Genomic DNA, 17,071 nt, shown 5'->3' on the forward strand with positions numbered 1-17,071 from the left:
GGTAAGATAAAAATGAATGTAGTGGAATGAGGTGAAATTCGATGCGTTATGCTTGGACAATTTTTTGGACATTCTTATTAGTGCATATGACTGTATATGTTGTTTCTTCCATGATCGGAGTTTCATACGATGCTGCACAGGGAACAATTTTAGGAATCGCTGCGGCTATTCTAATATGTATTATCCCTGCTGTTATGCCTGCTGGGCCAACAAAAGACTCTCATCAACATTAAGAAGCAAAAGAGGACATCCTTTGGGGATGTCCTTTTTGTTATACCGTTCTTTGCTTTTGATTAAACTACATTTCATAAACTTTAGATTAGTACTAATTCGTTATGAACATAATCAATCGTGATTCCTTCTTCGTTTTCAACTGTCCCCGCTATAATTCGGCGAGCGATTTTTGTTTCCAAATGCTTTTGAATAAATCGCTTAAGCGGTCTTGCCCCATATACCGGATCATACCCTTGTTCGGCAATGAATTCCTTAGCCGCTTCGGTGACGTGGAGATTTATATTTTGTTCAGTTAACCGCACTTGTAATTGCTGAACCATTTTCTCTACAATTCCAACGATTTCATGTTGAGTAAGCGGTTTGAATAACACAATGTCATCTACTCGATTCAAAAATTCAGGGCGGAAATGTCCTCTTAATTCTTTGAACACTTGATCCTTTATTTCTTCTTCAATGGCTCCATCGCTACGGTTGGACTGCAACAAGAAATGGGAGCCAATATTGGATGTCATGATAATAACCGTATTTTTACAGTTAATAGTTCTACCTTGGGAGTCTGTTATACGTCCGTCATCCAACATTTGCAGCAAAATATTGAAGACCTCCGGATGTGCCTTTTCAATTTCGTCCAGTAGCACGACGGAGTATGGGTTTCTTCTAATAGCTTCGGTTAGTTGTCCGCCCTCCTCAAAACCAACATATCCAGGAGGCGCACCGACTAGTCGGGAAACGGAATGTTTCTCCATGTATTCCGACATATCGATTCGAATCATATGTTCATCACTATCGAATAACGTTTCTGCCAACGCTTTGACCAGTTCAGTTTTACCCACTCCGGTCGGTCCCAAGAAAATAAACGAACCAATCGGTCTGTTTGGATCCTTAATTCCTGCCCTAGCCCGTAAAACAGCATCAGATACAAGTTCCACCGCTTCTCCTTGGCCTATTACGCGTTCGTGAAGAATTTCCGAAAGACGAAGCAGCTTCTCTCTTTCACTTTCCACCAGCTTGCTTACCGGAATACCCGTCCACCTCGCAACAATCGATGCGATTTCCTCTTCCGTCACTTCTTGGCGAAGCAATCGTGATTCCTGCTTTTCCTTTTCCAATTCATCTTCCATAGCGTCCAATTCTTTTTGAAGCTGTGGAATCCTTCCGTGCCGTAGTTCAGCAGCCCTGTTGAGGTCATAGTCATTCTCTGCCTGTTCCAGTTCATGACGAAGCTTCTCGAGCTCTTCACGTTGGTCCTGTACTTTTTGAAGCGCAGATTTCTCCATTTGCCACTTTGCTTTCATGCTATTCGCTTGATCCTTAAGTTCTGAAAGTTCTTTTTGGAGTACACCTAGCCTTGCTTTACTTTGAGGATCCTCTTCATTCTTCAAGGCGGCTTCTTCAATTTCGAGCTGCATAACCTTTCTTGTAATTTCATCTAGCTCTGAAGGCATTGAATCAATTTCCATTCTGATCATCGCACAAGCTTCATCCACTAGGTCAATCGCTTTATCTGGTAAAAATCGCTCCGTTATATAACGGTTGGAAAGGACAGAGGCAGCAACAATCGCCCGATCATGTATCCTGACGCCATGGTGAATTTCAAACCGTTCCTTTAATCCGCGCAATATTGAAATAGTATCTTCCACATCTGGCTCGGGAACGAGAACTTGCTGGAAACGGCGTTCTAGAGCGGGATCCTTTTCAATATACTGGCGATATTCATCCAGGGTTGTTGCACCGATACAGTGCAGCTCACCACGCGCAAGCATCGGCTTTAACATATTCCCTGCATCAAGTGCGCCATCCGTTCTGCCTGCTCCTACAATTGTATGCAATTCGTCAATGAATAAAAGAATTTTACCATCACTCTTTTTAATTTCATTCAGTACAGCTTTTAAACGTTCCTCAAATTCACCACGGAATTTGGCCCCGGCAACAAGAGCACTCATATCAAGTGAAAAAACTGTTTTGTCTTTTAGTCCTTCCGGGACATCCTTCCTGACAATCCTTTGCGCCAATCCTTCGACAATCGCTGTTTTACCTACCCCAGGTTCCCCAATCAATACTGGATTATTTTTAGTCTTTCGTGATAGAATCCGGATGACATTGCGAATTTCCGTATCACGCCCGATGACAGGATCAACCTTCCCCGATTTAACTTCAGCAACGAGATCTCTGCCATATTTTTTTAGGACTTCATATGTGCTTTCTGGATTTTGACTAGTCACTCGTTGATTCCCCCTTATATCGTGTATAACTTGTTTTGCTTTATCGTAATCTATTCCACAAGTTGAAAACAGCCTGTTTATATTCGGTTTTTTTTCCTTTAACAACGCCAACAGGATGTGTTCGACAGATAAATATTCGTCCTCCCACACTTGCATTTCTTTTTCTGCAACCGTCAATAACTGTTGTAGGGAAGCTGACATATATACCTGAGCAACACTGCCGCTCACTTCCGGCAATTTATTAAGTTCCTTATTTAGCTCTATTTCAAAACGACTGACCGTTTTATCGGAATCAGATAAAATTCTAATTAATAAACTCTCGTCCTGTTCCATTAAGGTTTTTAATAAATGAAGCTCCGTCAGTTCCGGATTTCCCCTATCCTTGGCTAGTTCCTGCCCGCCAATAAACGCCTGTTGGGTTCTCTCTGTCATTTTATTAATATCCATCTTAAAACCTCCCATTCATCAATTCCATGAACGAACTCTTACAACGTTTGACCATTTTTGACCTTTATGGTTTCATTATACTTTTTATTTTTCCCTTGTAAAGAAATGTTATAAAAAATACAAAGGTTATTAAGGGATAAACAGTAAAAGCCTCTCTTCATAAGGAAGAAAGGCAAAAATCTAATATTGATTTAAAAAATATGCTAACCACAACTTTTGGATGAATGAAGCAAATGCAGGTTATTATGCTTTTACAAACGCTTTGTTGTAACCGTGGAAATCATCAACAAATTTAAAATCCTTATCCGTGCGATTTAATAGAATCGTATCACGAAGCAGTATCCCCGCATCGGTAGTATTGTGGATAATTTCTCCCCACATTCTTGCACTTGTTTGAACGTTCGCTGTACGTGGAATGCGTTCTTCTTGATATTCCAAAAATGCCTGCTCCACATTATTCCCATTCTTATGAAGCATATCAGTCAAATAAGCCGCATCTTCTAAAGCTTGGCAAGCTCCTTGTGCCAAGTATTGAAGCATTGGATGTGCAGCATCTCCCGTAAGTGTGATCCTGCCTTTTGTCCAGTTATTAATTGGCAAACGGTCGTACATCGGCCAGCGACGTTGACGCTGAATGAATGAAATCGCATTTTGAACAAGCTCACAAGTTCCTGCAAAGACACGGTCCATTTCTTCCGGGGTACCCCATTGATCTGTTTTTTCATTTTCTTCGGTGTATTGAGAACTTTTGAAAACAACTACCTGATTGTAAAGCTCTCCTCTTCTAACCGGATATTGAACAAGATGAAGATTCGGTCCAATCCACATATATACATCATCTAAATCTCCGTGACTCGTTACCTCTTCCATTGGAAGCGCACCTCTGTAGGCAACATATTGAGAGCATACCGGTTGATCTTCCACGAATAATTTACGGGCATTAGACCATAAACCATCCGCACCAATAACAGCCGTTCCTAAATGTTGATCTCCATTTGCAGAAGTAACAGTAACTTGACCTTCATTTTCTACCGTTTCAATAATGGTTTGGTTCGTTACAAGTTCGATATATGGGCTACTTTCACATGCTTCAGCTAACACTCGATGCAAATCAGAGCGATGTAACACAACATAAGGTGCTCCATATCTTTCTTTATATACGTCACCTAAATCTAAAGCGGAAAGCTCTTTGCCCGAAAAAGCATCCATCAAAACTAATCTTTTTGGAAAAACTGCAATTTCGTTGATTTTATCCATAACGCCTAAACGTTGTAAAACATTGGTTGCATTCGCAGCAAGCTGAATTCCAGCTCCAATTTCACCAAATTCAGGAGCTTGCTCCAAGACTTTTACATACTGTTTTGTTTCCGCAATTCCTAGAGCCGTTGCCAACCCGCCTATTCCTCCACCGATGACAATGAATGGTTTTTTTTCTGTGTTCATTATTCAATTCCCCCTAAAATAAGTTGTCATAAGTCCAAAGTTGTAGACCATTAACACAGTAAGCGTTTTCATTCGACCAGCATTATCGTAATATTTATGACAATCAGGCTGGAAGTACCAACCTGATTTTTCTTATACTAAAACAGCCTTAAATTCACTTTCAACTTTTTGGAAACCATTGTTTGTATCAAGTGACTGTTGTTGTTCTAAATCAAATCGCTCCATTATTGGAAGATCGTTTACCGAGAATAAGTAAGAATCTACTTCTGCAACGTGCTCATGCCAAGCCCAGTTTGGAACTACAAAGTAGTCACCCTTAGACCATTCAAACCGTACTCCATTAATAACTGTATAGCCGGAACCCTCATGCACTTGATAGATTGTTGAATGAGTATGGCGATGTGCTTTAGAATGGAAACCTTTTGGAAGTTTCTGCATCCAAGCTCCCATCGTTGGATTAGCTGTTTGTCCATTAGATGGGTTGATATATTCAACGGCAAAGCCTTCATATGGATCTGGTTCAAAGTTCATTAACCCTTCAATCGCTGCTTTCGTGCCTTTCCACTTGTAGTTTGCAAGCGGAGCTACTTGTGAATAACGATCGGATACCGGACGAACCATTCCTCCTTGATAACGAAGTTCCGAAAAATTATCCGGACGTTTCGGCGTTTCAATACGGTCTGGATACGGTTCAAAGAAAGTACCGCCAATAGAATAGATAGTAGGGATATCAAGAGCGTCCATCCAAATCATCGGTTTATCTCCAACATGACCATGTCCATGCCAAAGATTTTTAGGTGTGATTAAGAAATCTCCTTCTTCCATGAAGATTCTTTCTCCTTGAACAATTGTGTAGGCACCTTCACCATTCGTAATAAATCGAAGAGCGCTTTGAGAGTGACGATGAGAAGGAGCTACTTCACCTGGCAACAATAGTTGAACCGCTGCATAAAGCGTTTGGGTTGTTGAAGCCCAGCCCCAAGGCTGGCGATAAGTTAGGCCAGGGTTTTGAAAATAAATGGCTCTGCGCTCACCGCCGCGATCAGGTGTGAAGATTTCAGCTGCTTCCATCAACTTTTTTGTCAGAAGCTCTTCTTTCCACAAATAAGCATGGGCATGTGGTTTAGGTTCATGATCCATTAGAGCGGGAATAGCTTCCCATAGGGGTCCAAGATTGTACTGCTGAATATCCCTTGTAAAATCTTTTACAATTGCACTGTTCATGTAATCTGATTTTTCAGCCACATTACTCCCTACTTTCTTTTTTCATTTTTTATCACTTAATTTTAGAAAGATTTCGCTTAATTTGGTCATAGTGCCCTGAAACATGGTCATCGATGAAATGATCTACGATATAAGAAACAGGTTTGTTACCGAATTTGGCAAAGTTCCGGTGCGGTGATTCTTTAGATAGTGTTTCTTCATCTAATTTCCCGAGGCCGCTCTCAACTTTATATTTCAGTTCATCCACTTGTTTTAAAACTTCATCAACTGATAGTTTTTCCGTATCAGTAACCGCTGCTAGTCGAGCTGGATCTTGCAATCCACGTCCCCATTTTGAGCCCGGAGTGGCTACTACCGTTTCCACTTCACCTAGCCAGTAAGGAATGGCTTCCGCTATATGAGAAAGGATTTGCATGATTGACCACTCTTCCTCTGTCGGGTTGAAACGGATTGTTTTCTCTGAAAGGTTAGCTGTTGTCTCAAGAATGTGATCGATTGATTGTTGAAAAGATTGGATCGATGTACCGATTGATTGATAAGCCATTCTTATTTTCCCTCCCCAGCACGTTTCACACGGTTTTCGAGATAACCGATTTTGTCGATTTCGATTTTGACAACGTCACCATCTTTTAAGAACACTTGTGGATCGCGGGCTACTCCTACTCCACCCGGCGTTCCAGTTAGGACGATGTCACCTGGTTCAAGAGTCATTAAGTTCGATAAAAATTCAACTAAATATTTCACATCGAATACGAAGTTAGATGTATTCGTTTTTTGGCGTTCTTCACCATTTACAGTTAAGCGGACATTTAATCCAGAAGGATCAGATAACTCATCTGATGTAACTAGCCAAGGTCCCATTGGTGCACTGCCTTCGACTGTTTTCCCTTGAAGCCATTCAAGTGTACGGCGTTGAATATCACGATACGTGACGTCATTCGCAATTGTATAACCTGCTACATAATCAAGTGCATCATCTTGAGAAACATTGCGTGCCCGTTGGCCCACTACAAAAGCAAATTCTGCTTCATAATCTAGTTGTTCTGAAATAGGAAAAAACGGAATATCATCTTGAGGTCCAATTACTGCATTAGCGAATTTGGCAAACACGACCGGGAATGGAGGCAGTTCGCGACCCATTTCTGCAATGTGTTCACGGTAGTTATGTCCTACACAAATAATTTTCCCTGGCTTTTGGACAGGTGCCTCAAGCTTTACGTTTTCAACAGCATGTACCAGAGTACGTTTGAATGAATCGCGATTATTCAATGCATAATCCGCAGCTTTTCGTGCGATGGAAAGGCTTTCATTCCCACCCTGTAGAAATGCTTCCATAGTTGAAGGTACATAAGCTTCAGCGATTTGTTCACTACGAAGTTTCCCTTCACTTTCAAGAAGTGCTTGATAAGCATAGTTTAGGTCTACAATCTCTTTATTTGGATAAATTGCGCCAATACGTGTAAATCCTTCACGGCTAAAAGTTACTAATTTCATTTTTCATTCTCCTTTATTTATCATTATTTTTTAAAAGCTGTCTTTTAGTTGTTTTATTGATGCACCTATCTTTGTCTGAAACAAGGCATTGTTTATAAAATGAATGTCCTTTCACAAACTAGAGGACAAATGGTAACTATACCTCGCATCAATTTTTCATTTTTCACTTATAGATAACTTAGTTCACTATTTATATACATGATAACTTAATTTTCGGAAAATTGTCAAGAAAGTATTCAAAAATTTTTATGAAAATGATATTATCAACATCATTATGAAGCTTTCAGTAGCAAATTTAACAAATACATATATGACTAGACTTATCTAAAACTAGAAGTATATTAAACAGATGTGTTTATGCGGACGTTATGGAGTATACTTTTTATTTATTTTCATTTAAATTTTACATACTCTGATATACTAGACCTAAATTAAAACAGATTAGGGAGATTGTCATATGGAAATCGTAAAATCTGGTTCAACGATTCAATCCTTGCAAATCGGGATGAGCATTATTGATTTACTCGCTTCACAAAGAAACCCTTTAAGATTCTCTGATATTCAAGAATCTACAGAAATAACTAAAAGTAACCTTTATAAGTATTTAAATACTTTGACCCAACTCGAGTTACTATATCGCGATAAGACAACTGGTATGTATTCCCTCGGGAGCAAACTGATTCAATATGGTATGGCAGCCATTGGGAATGAGGACGTCACAAGCCGAATTACTCCTTATTTACAGGAAATCAGCCATCATACCTCCTGCACGGTGTTATTTTCCGTTTGGACATACGATGGACCAATCACAGCAAAAATATGGAATTCCAATCAAAACTTAAATATTGGGGCCCAGCTAGGCACGCGCCTTCCCCCATCTTCTTCTTCCGGCAAAGTATTCACTGTATTCCAGGATTCTTCCATAACGGCAGACTGGATAGAAAAAGATAATAATGTAGGAACTAAGGAATATCAAGCGATACAGAAATACAAAATTGCTTTTGCAAAAGAGCCTTTAGTACCTTCTGTTTCTTCCATGTCCATTCCGATTTTTAACTATAATGCAGAATTATTGGGAGCGATTACTGCTGTTGGCTTCACTGAAAGTATACCGGATCATTATGAAGATCCCTTAAGCCAATATTTAAGAAAGAGTTTTTTAGAAATCTCGAATATTTTCGGTTATTCTGAAGAATAGGATAGGTTATTTCCCATAAAAAAAGCAGGAAAAGGAAGTGAATTGTCCCTTTTCCTGCTTTTTATTTTATTATGGCTTTCGCTGATAGGTCCATATCCTGTTATGATTTGAAGTTTCAGGAAAAGTATCTCCTGCTTCTAGCTTTACCTTTTTCGGATTTAATACCGTGCTACCCGTTTCACCGATTTCTACGTAAGCCCCATTATTAGGTGCCTTCTGACCTGGTTTAAATTGACGATTTTGCCCCATAGATTTCACCCCTTTACATGCTTTCCATTTTATTATTACCGGGTTCACTTCTTTCATGTCTGAAAAATTCAGGGCAAAAAGGAAATTAGTCCATGGGAAACAAATCGTATTGGTATAAAAAAAGCGTCTGCTCATAGAGTAGACGCTTTTTTTTAAGACATTAAATCCACAAGAACCGCCTTTTGAGCATGAAGACGATTTCCAGCTTGGTGGAAAACGACGGAATTCGGTCCATCGATGACTTCAGCGGTTACCTCTTCTTCTCTGTGTGCAGGCAAGCAATGCATAAATATATAATTATCCTTTGCATGCTTTACAAGTTCACTATTGATTTGATAATCCTTAAACGCCTCTAAACGGATACTATTTTCGATTTCCTGCCCCATAGAGGTCCATACATCAGAATAGACGATATCTGCATCCTTAATAGCTTCAACTGCTGAACTCGTCACAACAATTTCACATCCATTTTCCTTTGCCACTTTTTGAGCATAGGCGACAACATTTACATCAGGTTTATAGTTATCCGGGCATCCAATAGAAAAATCCATGCCCATTTTTGCGCAGCCAACCATCAATGATTGTGCCACATTGTTACCATCACCGATGTAGCTCATTTTCAAGCCTTTTAATTGTCCTTTTAACTCTATAATTGTCAAGAAATCCGCCATCACCTGGCAAGGATGGGCAAGATCTGTTAGCCCATTGATGACTGGAATAGAAGCATTTTCAGACAATTCCATAATTTTTTCATGCTCGAAGGTACGAATCATGATGCCATCAATATATTCGGAAAGGACTTTGGCCGTATCGGAAATAGATTCTCCACGTCCGATTTGCAAATCATTACCGCTTAAGAACAAAGCGTGCCCGCCAAGCTGCATCATGCCCACTTCAAAAGACACGCGGGTACGGGTGGAGGATTTTTCAAAAATCATCCCCAGCGTTTTCCCTTTTAAAGGCGTATATTCCTCGCCCGCTTGTAATTTGGCTTTAATGGTCTGCGCTAGCTTTAACAGATCTGCAATGGCCGTGGGTGTAGACTCCTTCATGGTCAAAAAATCTTTCCCGTTTAAAATCTTCGTTTGTGTCGGTGCCGTTAGTGAACTCATACGTGTGACACTCCTTTCGAATATGTTACAAGCCATTCCTGCAGCGCGGTAACGCCTGGATCAGCATTTTCTAACGATTGAAGATAGGCTTTAAAAGTCTCTTCTTCTGTAAATGCTAGAAGTCGATATTTTGCAGCCAATAATCTTAGCTTCTTATCTTCTTCTGTAGTTCCATAAGCTAAAACAACAGCTGCATTTCCTTCATTAAGCCATTTGTCAAAATCGGAATCCATCAATGTCAACCCAGCTTCATTGATTAGTACAAGCAATTCTTCACTTAATTGGACAGATTCGGATTGATACACACCTGAAGTATGTTTAGCCTTTTGAGCATGAAATACTTTTGTTAATGCTTCTGTCATCGTTTTTCCGATAGCGATGCCTTCACCAGTTGATTTCATTTCCGGCCCTACTTTTGAATCAAGACCGCTTAGTGCAAACGTTGAGAACACTGGATATTTGACGACTGAATACGGAATTTCTTCCATTAACCCTGTTTTTTCGAACACATTCGACAACGAGTATTTCCCAAGCAATATTTTTGTCGCAATCTGTACTAAAGAAACATTAGTGATTTTACTGATGATTGGAATCGTCCGGCTAGCACGCGGGTTTACTTCCAAAACATATACGTCATTGCCTTCAATCACAAATTGGATGTTCATAAGACCTTTATAACCAAGCTCTACTACTAACTTTTGTGCAAAAATAGTCATTTTATTTTTGATATCCTCTGATAAGGATTGAGCTGGTAGTAATGCCATGCTATCTCCCGAATGGACGCCTGCTTTTTCTACATGTTCAGCAATAATTGGAATATAAATCTCTTTGCCATCCGCAATCAAATCGATTTCCGCTTCTTTACCTGGAATATAAGAATCGATTAACACAGGAAATACAAGTGCCGTTCCATTTTCAATTCTATTCAGTAAGCTTTTCTTCGAGCGGATAATTTCCATCCCCTGACCACCAATTACATAGGATGGGCGTAATAGAACTGGGAAGCCAATCGCCTCAGCACACTCAATTAATTGCTCTGCACTATTGGCCATCGAACCCGGCACATGTGGAATCTCCAGCTTTTGCAGAAGCTGATAAAAGCGATCACGATCTTCTAGTTGGTCAAGCGTATCAAATGAGGTACCCAACAAATTAATTCCGTAATCTTCCAGTCCCTTTGCCAGATTTATGGCTGTCTGTCCCCCAAATTGGACAATTACATCCTCAATACCTTCCGCTTCTATAACATTCAGTACATATTCCAAGGTTAATGGCTCGAAATAAAGACGGTCTGCTGTTGCGAAATCCGTACTTACCGTTTCTGGGTTATTATTAATCATGATCGTTTCAACATTTTCATCCTGAAGTGCATAAACACCATGAACGGAACAGTAATCGAATTCAATTCCCTGTCCGATTCGGATTGGGCCACTGCCAATCATCAATACTTTCTTTTTATCTGTTTTTTTCTGTTCGTTCTCTCCAAAATATGTTGAATAATGATAATTCGTATGTGATTCAAATTCAGCTGCACATGTATCAACCGTTTTGTAAACGGCGGTAATGCCTAGTGATTTACGGTGTGCTCTCACTTCGATTTCACTTACTTTCCATACGGAGGCAAGATAACGGTCAGAGAAGCCCTTTTCCTTGTACAGCTGCAGTTCTTCTTTGGTGACCAAATCGATTGTCTTAGCAGTGATTTCATTTTCTTTCTCGATCAGCGAAGCAAAAGATTGAAGGAAGAAATAATCAATGATGGTTGCTTTATGGATTTCTTCAACTGTCACACCTTTACGAAGCATTTCAAAAATGACAAAAATGCGTTCGTCAGATTTTTCAGCGAGCTTTTCCCAAAGTTCTGGAACAGTTTTATCTTTTAATGATAAAAGTTGCAGTCCATTCGTTTTTAATTCTAATGAATCGATAGCTTTTTGGACTCCACCTTCAAAGCTACGGTGTAATGCCATAACTTCGCCTGTCGCCTTCATCTGAGTTCCTAATTTGCGGTGGGCAGTCGTGAATTTATCGAATGGCCACCGTGGGAATTTTACTGCTACATAATCAAGAGCAGGTTCGAAGCTTGAATAAGTACTCTTCGTTACAGGATTGATAAGTTCAGATAAATGATAGCCGATAGCAAGTTTTGCAGCGATGCGTGCAATCGGATAACCGGTTGCTTTGGATGCTAGTGCCGATGAACGGCTAACACGTGGATTTACTTCTATTAAATAGTACTGTTTGCTATTCGGATCAAGTGCAAATTGAATGTTACAGCCACCAATGATACCTAAAGCAGAGATAATTTTAATAGAGGCAGCACGTAACATTTGAAACTCATCATCAGATAAGGTCTGGGATGGAGCTACAACAATGGAATCACCTGTATGAATACCGACAGGATCGATATTTTCCATATTACAGATGGTAATGCATGTATTGTTTCCATCGCGCATAACCTCATATTCGACTTCTTTATACCCTGCTATGCTTCTTTCAATCAAGCACTGTGTAATCGGGCTTTCTTGAAGTCCGCCTCGTACAAGTTCCTTGAATGTCTCCATGGTCTCAGCAATCCCTCCGCCAGTACCTCCAAGTGTATAGGCAGGACGAACGATTATGGGGAAACCAATTTTGTCGGCGAAAGCTTGCGCCTCTGCTAAAGTATGGACAATTGTACTGTCAGGAACAGGTTCATCAATTTCAAACATTAGTTCACGAAACAGTTCACGATCTTCTCCTTTTTTGATGGAGTCTATTGGTGTTCCTAATAGTTTGACATTATATTTTTCAAGCACTCCTGCATCATCCAATTGATAAGCAAGATTCAATCCTGTTTGCCCCCCTAATGTAGCAAGCAGGCCATCCGGCTTTTCTTTAGCAATGATTTTTTCCAGTACATCTACTGTTAAAGGTTCGAAATAGACAGCATCCGCGTTCATATCATCCGTCATAATCGTTGCCGGATTGTTGTTAACTAGGATGACTTTATATCCTTCCTCTTTTAAAGCGAGGCAGGCCTGTGTACCTGCATAATCGAATTCAGCAGCCTGCCCTATTACAATCGGCCCTGAACCAATTACTAAAATAGTCTGTATCGTGTTGTCCTTAGGCATATGCTTTTTCTCTCCCGCTATATTCATTTATCATTTGTAAAAAGTCGTTAAACAATAGTGAGCTTTCTATCGGTCCTGGATTCGCTTCAGGGTGGTATTGAGTCGTAAATATCGGTAAATCTTTATGCATAAGTCCCTCAACGGTACTATCATTCACATTCCGGAAGCGAACTTGAAGCGATGTTCCTTGTAAGCTTGGCTCATCCACTTCATAGCTATGATTTTGAGAACTCATATACACCTTTTTCGTTTTCAAATCGACCACGGGCTGATTCGCACCACGATGTCCAAACAGCATTTTTTTTGTATTTCCCCCAAAAGCAAGGGCCGTTAATTGATGACCTAGGCAGATGCCCATTGTAGGAAAATTCGTAATGATTTTCTTAATATTTTCCAATAGATATTCAAGCTGTTTTGGATCCCCAGGCCCATTTGAAAGCAAAATACCATCCGGATTCAAGTCCTTGATATGTTCGAATGTAGTATCAAAGGGAACGACTGAAACTCGGCATCCCTGTTCAATCAATGAATTTAATATGGATTTTTTATAACCAAAATCCATCATTACAACGTGTTTAGAACCTTTCCCGAAGCTTTCAATCTCTTTAGTAGAAACCGCGGCTACGTGCGCTTCTAGTTCATTCAAACTGGATTCGAATGTGAATGCAGTTTCTGCTGTGATGGCTGCCTGCATGGAGCCTTCTTGTCGTATATTTTTAACTACCGCTCGCGTATCCACATGACTCAAAAGAGGGATGTTCCATTTGTCTAAATATTCACCAATGGAATATTTAGCTTGATAATGAGAATGGCTCATATTTCCTTCATATACAATAACACCGGCAACATGCGGCTTCTTACTTTCGAAATCAATTTCATTAATTCCATAATTTCCGATTAAAGGATATGTGAAAATGACAATTTGGTCCTTATATGAAGGATCTGTCAATACTTCTTGATATCCGGTCATTCCTGTAAAAAAGACAATCTCTCCAGTGATTGCTTTTTTAATTGATTTAGTCAACAGTTCCCCTTCAAAGACGGAACCATTCTCTAAATGTAGATAGTTTTTCATGTTCTTCACCTCTGTAGATGACGTATATTTATATATAGAATAGCATAATTATTCATTTTATTCTATAAAAATTCATTAAATTTAGATTGTTTGTTTTATTGCTAATACTTTTTTTATTTTCTTAATTGCAGTATCGATCTCTGATTTAGTCGCTGTCAGAGGTGGAAGTAAACGAAGAACATTAGGTCCTGCACTTAATACGAGTAGGCCATCTTCTTGAAGCTCCATTAAAAACGACTGAACATCTTGTTTGCATTCGATCCCGACCATCATCCCAAGTCCACGAATTTCTTTGACTTCTTCTGAATCCTTTAATGCCTTTGTCAATTCACATTCAAGGTATTCAGCTTTTTCCACGACTTCTTTTAAGAATCCCGATTGGAAAATTTCTTTTAAAACAGCTTCTGCTGCTGCAACACTTACCGGATTACCGCCAAAAGTGGATCCATGGCTTCCAGCACTAAAGAATTCCGACAACATTTCTTTGCCAATCATCGCCCCGATAGGTAGACCATTTCCTAGCCCCTTGGCCGAAGTAATGATATCTGGTTGGATATTAAAATGCTGAAATGCAAATGGTTTGCCTGTACGGCCAATTCCCGTTTGTATTTCATCGATAATAAGAAGTGATCCGTATTTTTTACATTGAGCTTGAATTGCGTCCAAATACGATTGCTGAACAACATGAATGCCGCCCTCTCCTTGAACTACTTCGATCATTACCGCTGCCGTATCCTCATCTACTGCAGTTTCTAAAGCATCGTTGTCATTGAATGGCACATATTCAAACGAAGCTAGCATCGGCCCGAAACCAATCTTGATTTTTTCCTGTCCCGTTGCTGCCATCGTTGCAAATGTACGGCCGTGGAATGACTGCAGACATGTGACAATTTTACTTTTCCCTGTAGCTTTACGAGCAAGTTTGATAGCTGCCTCATTTGCTTCAGCGCCGCTGTTGGCAAAGAACACTTGACCTAATCCTGAGGCATCTGCTAGCATTTTTGCTGTCCGTTCCTGTAAAGAACTTTGAAACATATTCGATACATGCCAGTATTTATTAAGTTGCTCCGTAACAGCCTTTTTCACCTTTTCATGACTATGGCCAAGGTTTAAAACTCCGATTCCCGATGTAAAATCAAGATACTCCTTACCTGTTGTACTGATAAGTTTCATTCCATTCGCTGTTTCCGGTTCAATGTTCCACCTTGCATATGTAGGAAATAAAGAACTCATTAAAATACCCCTTCTTCCTGTAGAAATTTCGTTCCGATAAATTGCCCGTTTTCATAGAAGTGTTCCTTGCCGCTTACAATCATCACTTTCTCAACTCCTTTATTCAACACCGACAATGCTGTGTTAACTTTCGGAATCATACCGCCATAGATACTGCCATCTGTAATTAAAGCCTGTGTCTCCGTTTCAGTCAGTTTTTCGATAATCTGCTGATTCTTTAAGACCCCTTTAACGTCTGTGACAAATAAGCACATTTCAGCCGAGAGTGCCTTCGCTACAGAACCTGCAGCCATATCCGCATTCACATTTAACTTATTTCCATCTTCTGTAGTCGAAATCGGTGTCAATACCGGGCAATAGCCTTTTTCAAATAGAAGTCCAAGTAATTCTGTATCGACTTGATGAATCTCACCAACAGCCCCTAACTTCTTTTCATCAATATACTCACCAGTCAGGATTCCGCCGTCCGACCCATTTAGACCGACAGCCTTAATACCATGTGCCTCCAATTTATGGACGAGACATCGATTAGATTTGCCTGCCAACATCAGTTCTACAACTTCCAATACTTCAGTGGTCGTTTTTCTTAAACCATTTTCAAAGACCGGTTCAATTTCATATTTTTCAAGCATCGAATTGATATCAGGGCCGCCTCCATGAACAAAGACAATCTGGTAACCGCGGCTTTGTAACTCTTTAACACTTGTAAAAAACGACTCTGATAACTCGTTAATAATACTACCGCCGCACTTTATGACTAAAATGTTCACTCTTTTCAACACCCCTTATGATCGATAACTTCCGTTTATTTTTACATAATCATAGGTTAAATCACAGCCCCATGCCGTTCCTGATTCCTTACCATCTTTCAAGTAAACATTAATGATAATACTTTCATTTTCCAAGTATGCCTTTGCATCTTCCTCAGAAAACTGTATAGGCTCGCCATCTTTCAGTACAATGATTTCACCAAATGAAATCGTTGTTTGTTCCGGTTGGAACCCTACTCCGCTTCGACCCATTGCAGCAATAATACGTCCCCAGTTTGCATCCGCTCCAAAAGCTGCCGTTTTCACTAAATTTGAACCAACAATCGTTTTCGCCATCATTTGTGAATCTTGTTTGGAATTCATGCCATGGACATTCACTTCAATTAATTTTGTCGCGCCTTCTCCGTCTTTCGCAATTTGTTTAGCTAAATTTTCAGAAGTCTGTTTTAATAATTCCAAAAATACAGACCATTCTGGGTGCGTGTTTGTCAAAGGTTCATTTCTTGCTGCTCCATTTGCTAGGACCAGCACCATGTCATTCGTCGAACAATCACCGTCAACAGTTATTTGATTAAATGTATCATTCGTTATAGAAGATAATGCTTCCTGTAAATCATTCGGTTCAATGACAGCATCCGTTGTAATGAAACCGAGCATTGTAGCCATGTTCGGATGAATCATCCCTGACCCTTTCGCCGCTCCGCCCATTTTCACGCGTTTACCATCAATGACTGTTTCATAACCGCAACTTTTAGTTACTATATCCGTTGTTAAAATAGCAGTACCAAAGTCTTCAGCAGCTTCAGCTGTATCTGTTGGCTCCAATAAATCTATGCCGTTTTTAATTTTATCCATTTCCATAAATTCGCCAATAACTCCAGTCGAAGCAACTGCAAATGAATGATCTTCCAAGCCGAACTTTTGGGCAGCAAGCTTTCTCATTTCAATAGCATCCTTTAACCCTTGCTCTCCAGTACAAGCATTCGCACATGCACTATTAACTACTATGCCATGAAGCTTTCCAGTAACTGCTATGCTATCCTTCGTTACATTGATTGGAGCCGCTTGAACTACATTTTGTGTATAAACAGCAGCGGATGATGCTGCAGTTTCTGTATAAATAATGCCGATGTCTTTTTTTGAGTAGCGCAACCCTGCATGAGCGCCTGAGGCTTTGAACCCTTTAGGCATTAAGATGTTTCCTTCTTTAATTTGTTTGATTTCTTCAACTGGCTGTAGTGTATTCATTATTTA

Annotated in this window: 14 protein-coding genes; 2 read left to right on the forward strand and 12 right to left on the reverse strand. The window is 39.9% G+C overall.

The window, feature by feature from the left end:
• The first annotated feature begins 41 nt into the window (after window positions 1-41).
• On the forward strand, window positions 42-233 hold the full coding sequence (locus JFV29_RS06420) for a YjzD family protein (protein WP_053344988.1): 192 nt from the start codon (window positions 42-44) through the stop codon (window positions 231-233).
• Window positions 234-314: 81 nt separating this feature from the next.
• On the opposite strand, the gene clpB is transcribed toward JFV29_RS06420, so the two are convergent.
• The 5 genes from clpB to JFV29_RS06445 all read right to left on the reverse strand — a co-directional run bounded on the left by clpB (window position 315) and on the right by JFV29_RS06445 (window position 7,064).
• Window positions 315-2,903: an ATP-dependent chaperone ClpB gene (clpB, locus tag JFV29_RS06425; RefSeq protein WP_201181844.1), complete on the reverse strand. Its 2,589-nt coding sequence runs from the start codon at window positions 2,901-2,903 to the stop codon at window positions 315-317.
• Window positions 2,904-3,146: 243 nt separating this feature from the next.
• Complete coding sequence (locus tag JFV29_RS06430) at window positions 3,147-4,346, reverse strand: FAD-dependent monooxygenase (RefSeq protein WP_201181846.1); 1,200 nt, start codon at window positions 4,344-4,346, stop codon at window positions 3,147-3,149.
• A gap of 132 nt (window positions 4,347-4,478) precedes the next feature.
• Complete coding sequence (locus JFV29_RS06435; protein ID WP_201181849.1) at window positions 4,479-5,591, reverse strand: cupin domain-containing protein; 1,113 nt, start codon at window positions 5,589-5,591, stop codon at window positions 4,479-4,481.
• Between the two features lie 31 nt (window positions 5,592-5,622).
• On the reverse strand, window positions 5,623-6,114 hold the full coding sequence (locus JFV29_RS06440; protein ID WP_201181851.1) for a DinB family protein: 492 nt from the start codon (window positions 6,112-6,114) through the stop codon (window positions 5,623-5,625).
• Between the two features lie 2 nt (window positions 6,115-6,116).
• The gene (locus JFV29_RS06445; RefSeq protein ID WP_056528173.1) at window positions 6,117-7,064 is read right to left on the reverse strand and encodes a fumarylacetoacetate hydrolase family protein; all 948 of its coding nucleotides are present in this window, start codon (window positions 7,062-7,064) and stop codon (window positions 6,117-6,119) included.
• A 457-nt stretch (window positions 7,065-7,521) separates the two neighbouring features.
• On the opposite strand from JFV29_RS06445, the gene JFV29_RS06450 reads away from it, so the two are divergent.
• Window positions 7,522-8,262 carry an IclR family transcriptional regulator gene (locus tag JFV29_RS06450; protein WP_201181853.1) on the forward strand — a complete coding sequence of 247 codons (741 nt, stop codon included), beginning with the start codon at window positions 7,522-7,524 and terminating at the stop codon, window positions 8,260-8,262.
• A gap of 69 nt (window positions 8,263-8,331) precedes the next feature.
• Here the strand turns inward: JFV29_RS06450 and JFV29_RS06455 are convergent, their stop codons facing one another.
• From JFV29_RS06455 to argJ, 7 genes are all read right to left on the reverse strand, one after another.
• A complete protein-coding gene (locus tag JFV29_RS06455) occupies window positions 8,332-8,511 on the reverse strand; it encodes a YjzC family protein (protein ID WP_053344981.1) in 180 nt (59 codons plus the stop codon).
• A gap of 152 nt (window positions 8,512-8,663) precedes the next feature.
• The gene (gene argF / locus JFV29_RS06460; protein ID WP_201181855.1) at window positions 8,664-9,623 is read right to left on the reverse strand and encodes an ornithine carbamoyltransferase; all 960 of its coding nucleotides are present in this window, start codon (window positions 9,621-9,623) and stop codon (window positions 8,664-8,666) included.
• Window positions 9,620-12,739: a carbamoyl phosphate synthase large subunit gene (locus JFV29_RS06465; protein WP_201181857.1), complete on the reverse strand. Its 3,120-nt coding sequence runs from the start codon at window positions 12,737-12,739 to the stop codon at window positions 9,620-9,622. The genes argF and JFV29_RS06465 overlap by 4 nt, the downstream gene beginning before the upstream one ends.
• The gene (locus JFV29_RS06470) at window positions 12,732-13,814 is read right to left on the reverse strand and encodes a carbamoyl phosphate synthase small subunit (protein ID WP_201181859.1); all 1,083 of its coding nucleotides are present in this window, start codon (window positions 13,812-13,814) and stop codon (window positions 12,732-12,734) included. The genes JFV29_RS06465 and JFV29_RS06470 overlap by 8 nt, the downstream gene beginning before the upstream one ends.
• An 81-nt stretch (window positions 13,815-13,895) precedes the next feature.
• Complete coding sequence (locus JFV29_RS06475) at window positions 13,896-15,047, reverse strand: acetylornithine transaminase (RefSeq protein WP_201181861.1); 1,152 nt, start codon at window positions 15,045-15,047, stop codon at window positions 13,896-13,898.
• The gene (gene argB / locus JFV29_RS06480; protein WP_201181863.1) at window positions 15,047-15,817 is read right to left on the reverse strand and encodes an acetylglutamate kinase; all 771 of its coding nucleotides are present in this window, start codon (window positions 15,815-15,817) and stop codon (window positions 15,047-15,049) included. The genes JFV29_RS06475 and argB overlap by 1 nt, the downstream gene beginning before the upstream one ends.
• A 15-nt stretch (window positions 15,818-15,832) precedes the next feature.
• Window positions 15,833-17,065 carry a bifunctional ornithine acetyltransferase/N-acetylglutamate synthase gene (argJ, locus tag JFV29_RS06485; RefSeq protein WP_201181865.1) on the reverse strand — a complete coding sequence of 411 codons (1,233 nt, stop codon included), beginning with the start codon at window positions 17,063-17,065 and terminating at the stop codon, window positions 15,833-15,835.
• Window positions 17,066-17,071: the final 6 nt, after the last annotated feature.

Origin of the sequence: Peribacillus sp. TH16 (genome assembly GCF_016651095.1) — a bacterium.
GTDB lineage: Bacteria > Bacillota > Bacilli > Bacillales > DSM-1321 > Peribacillus > Peribacillus butanolivorans.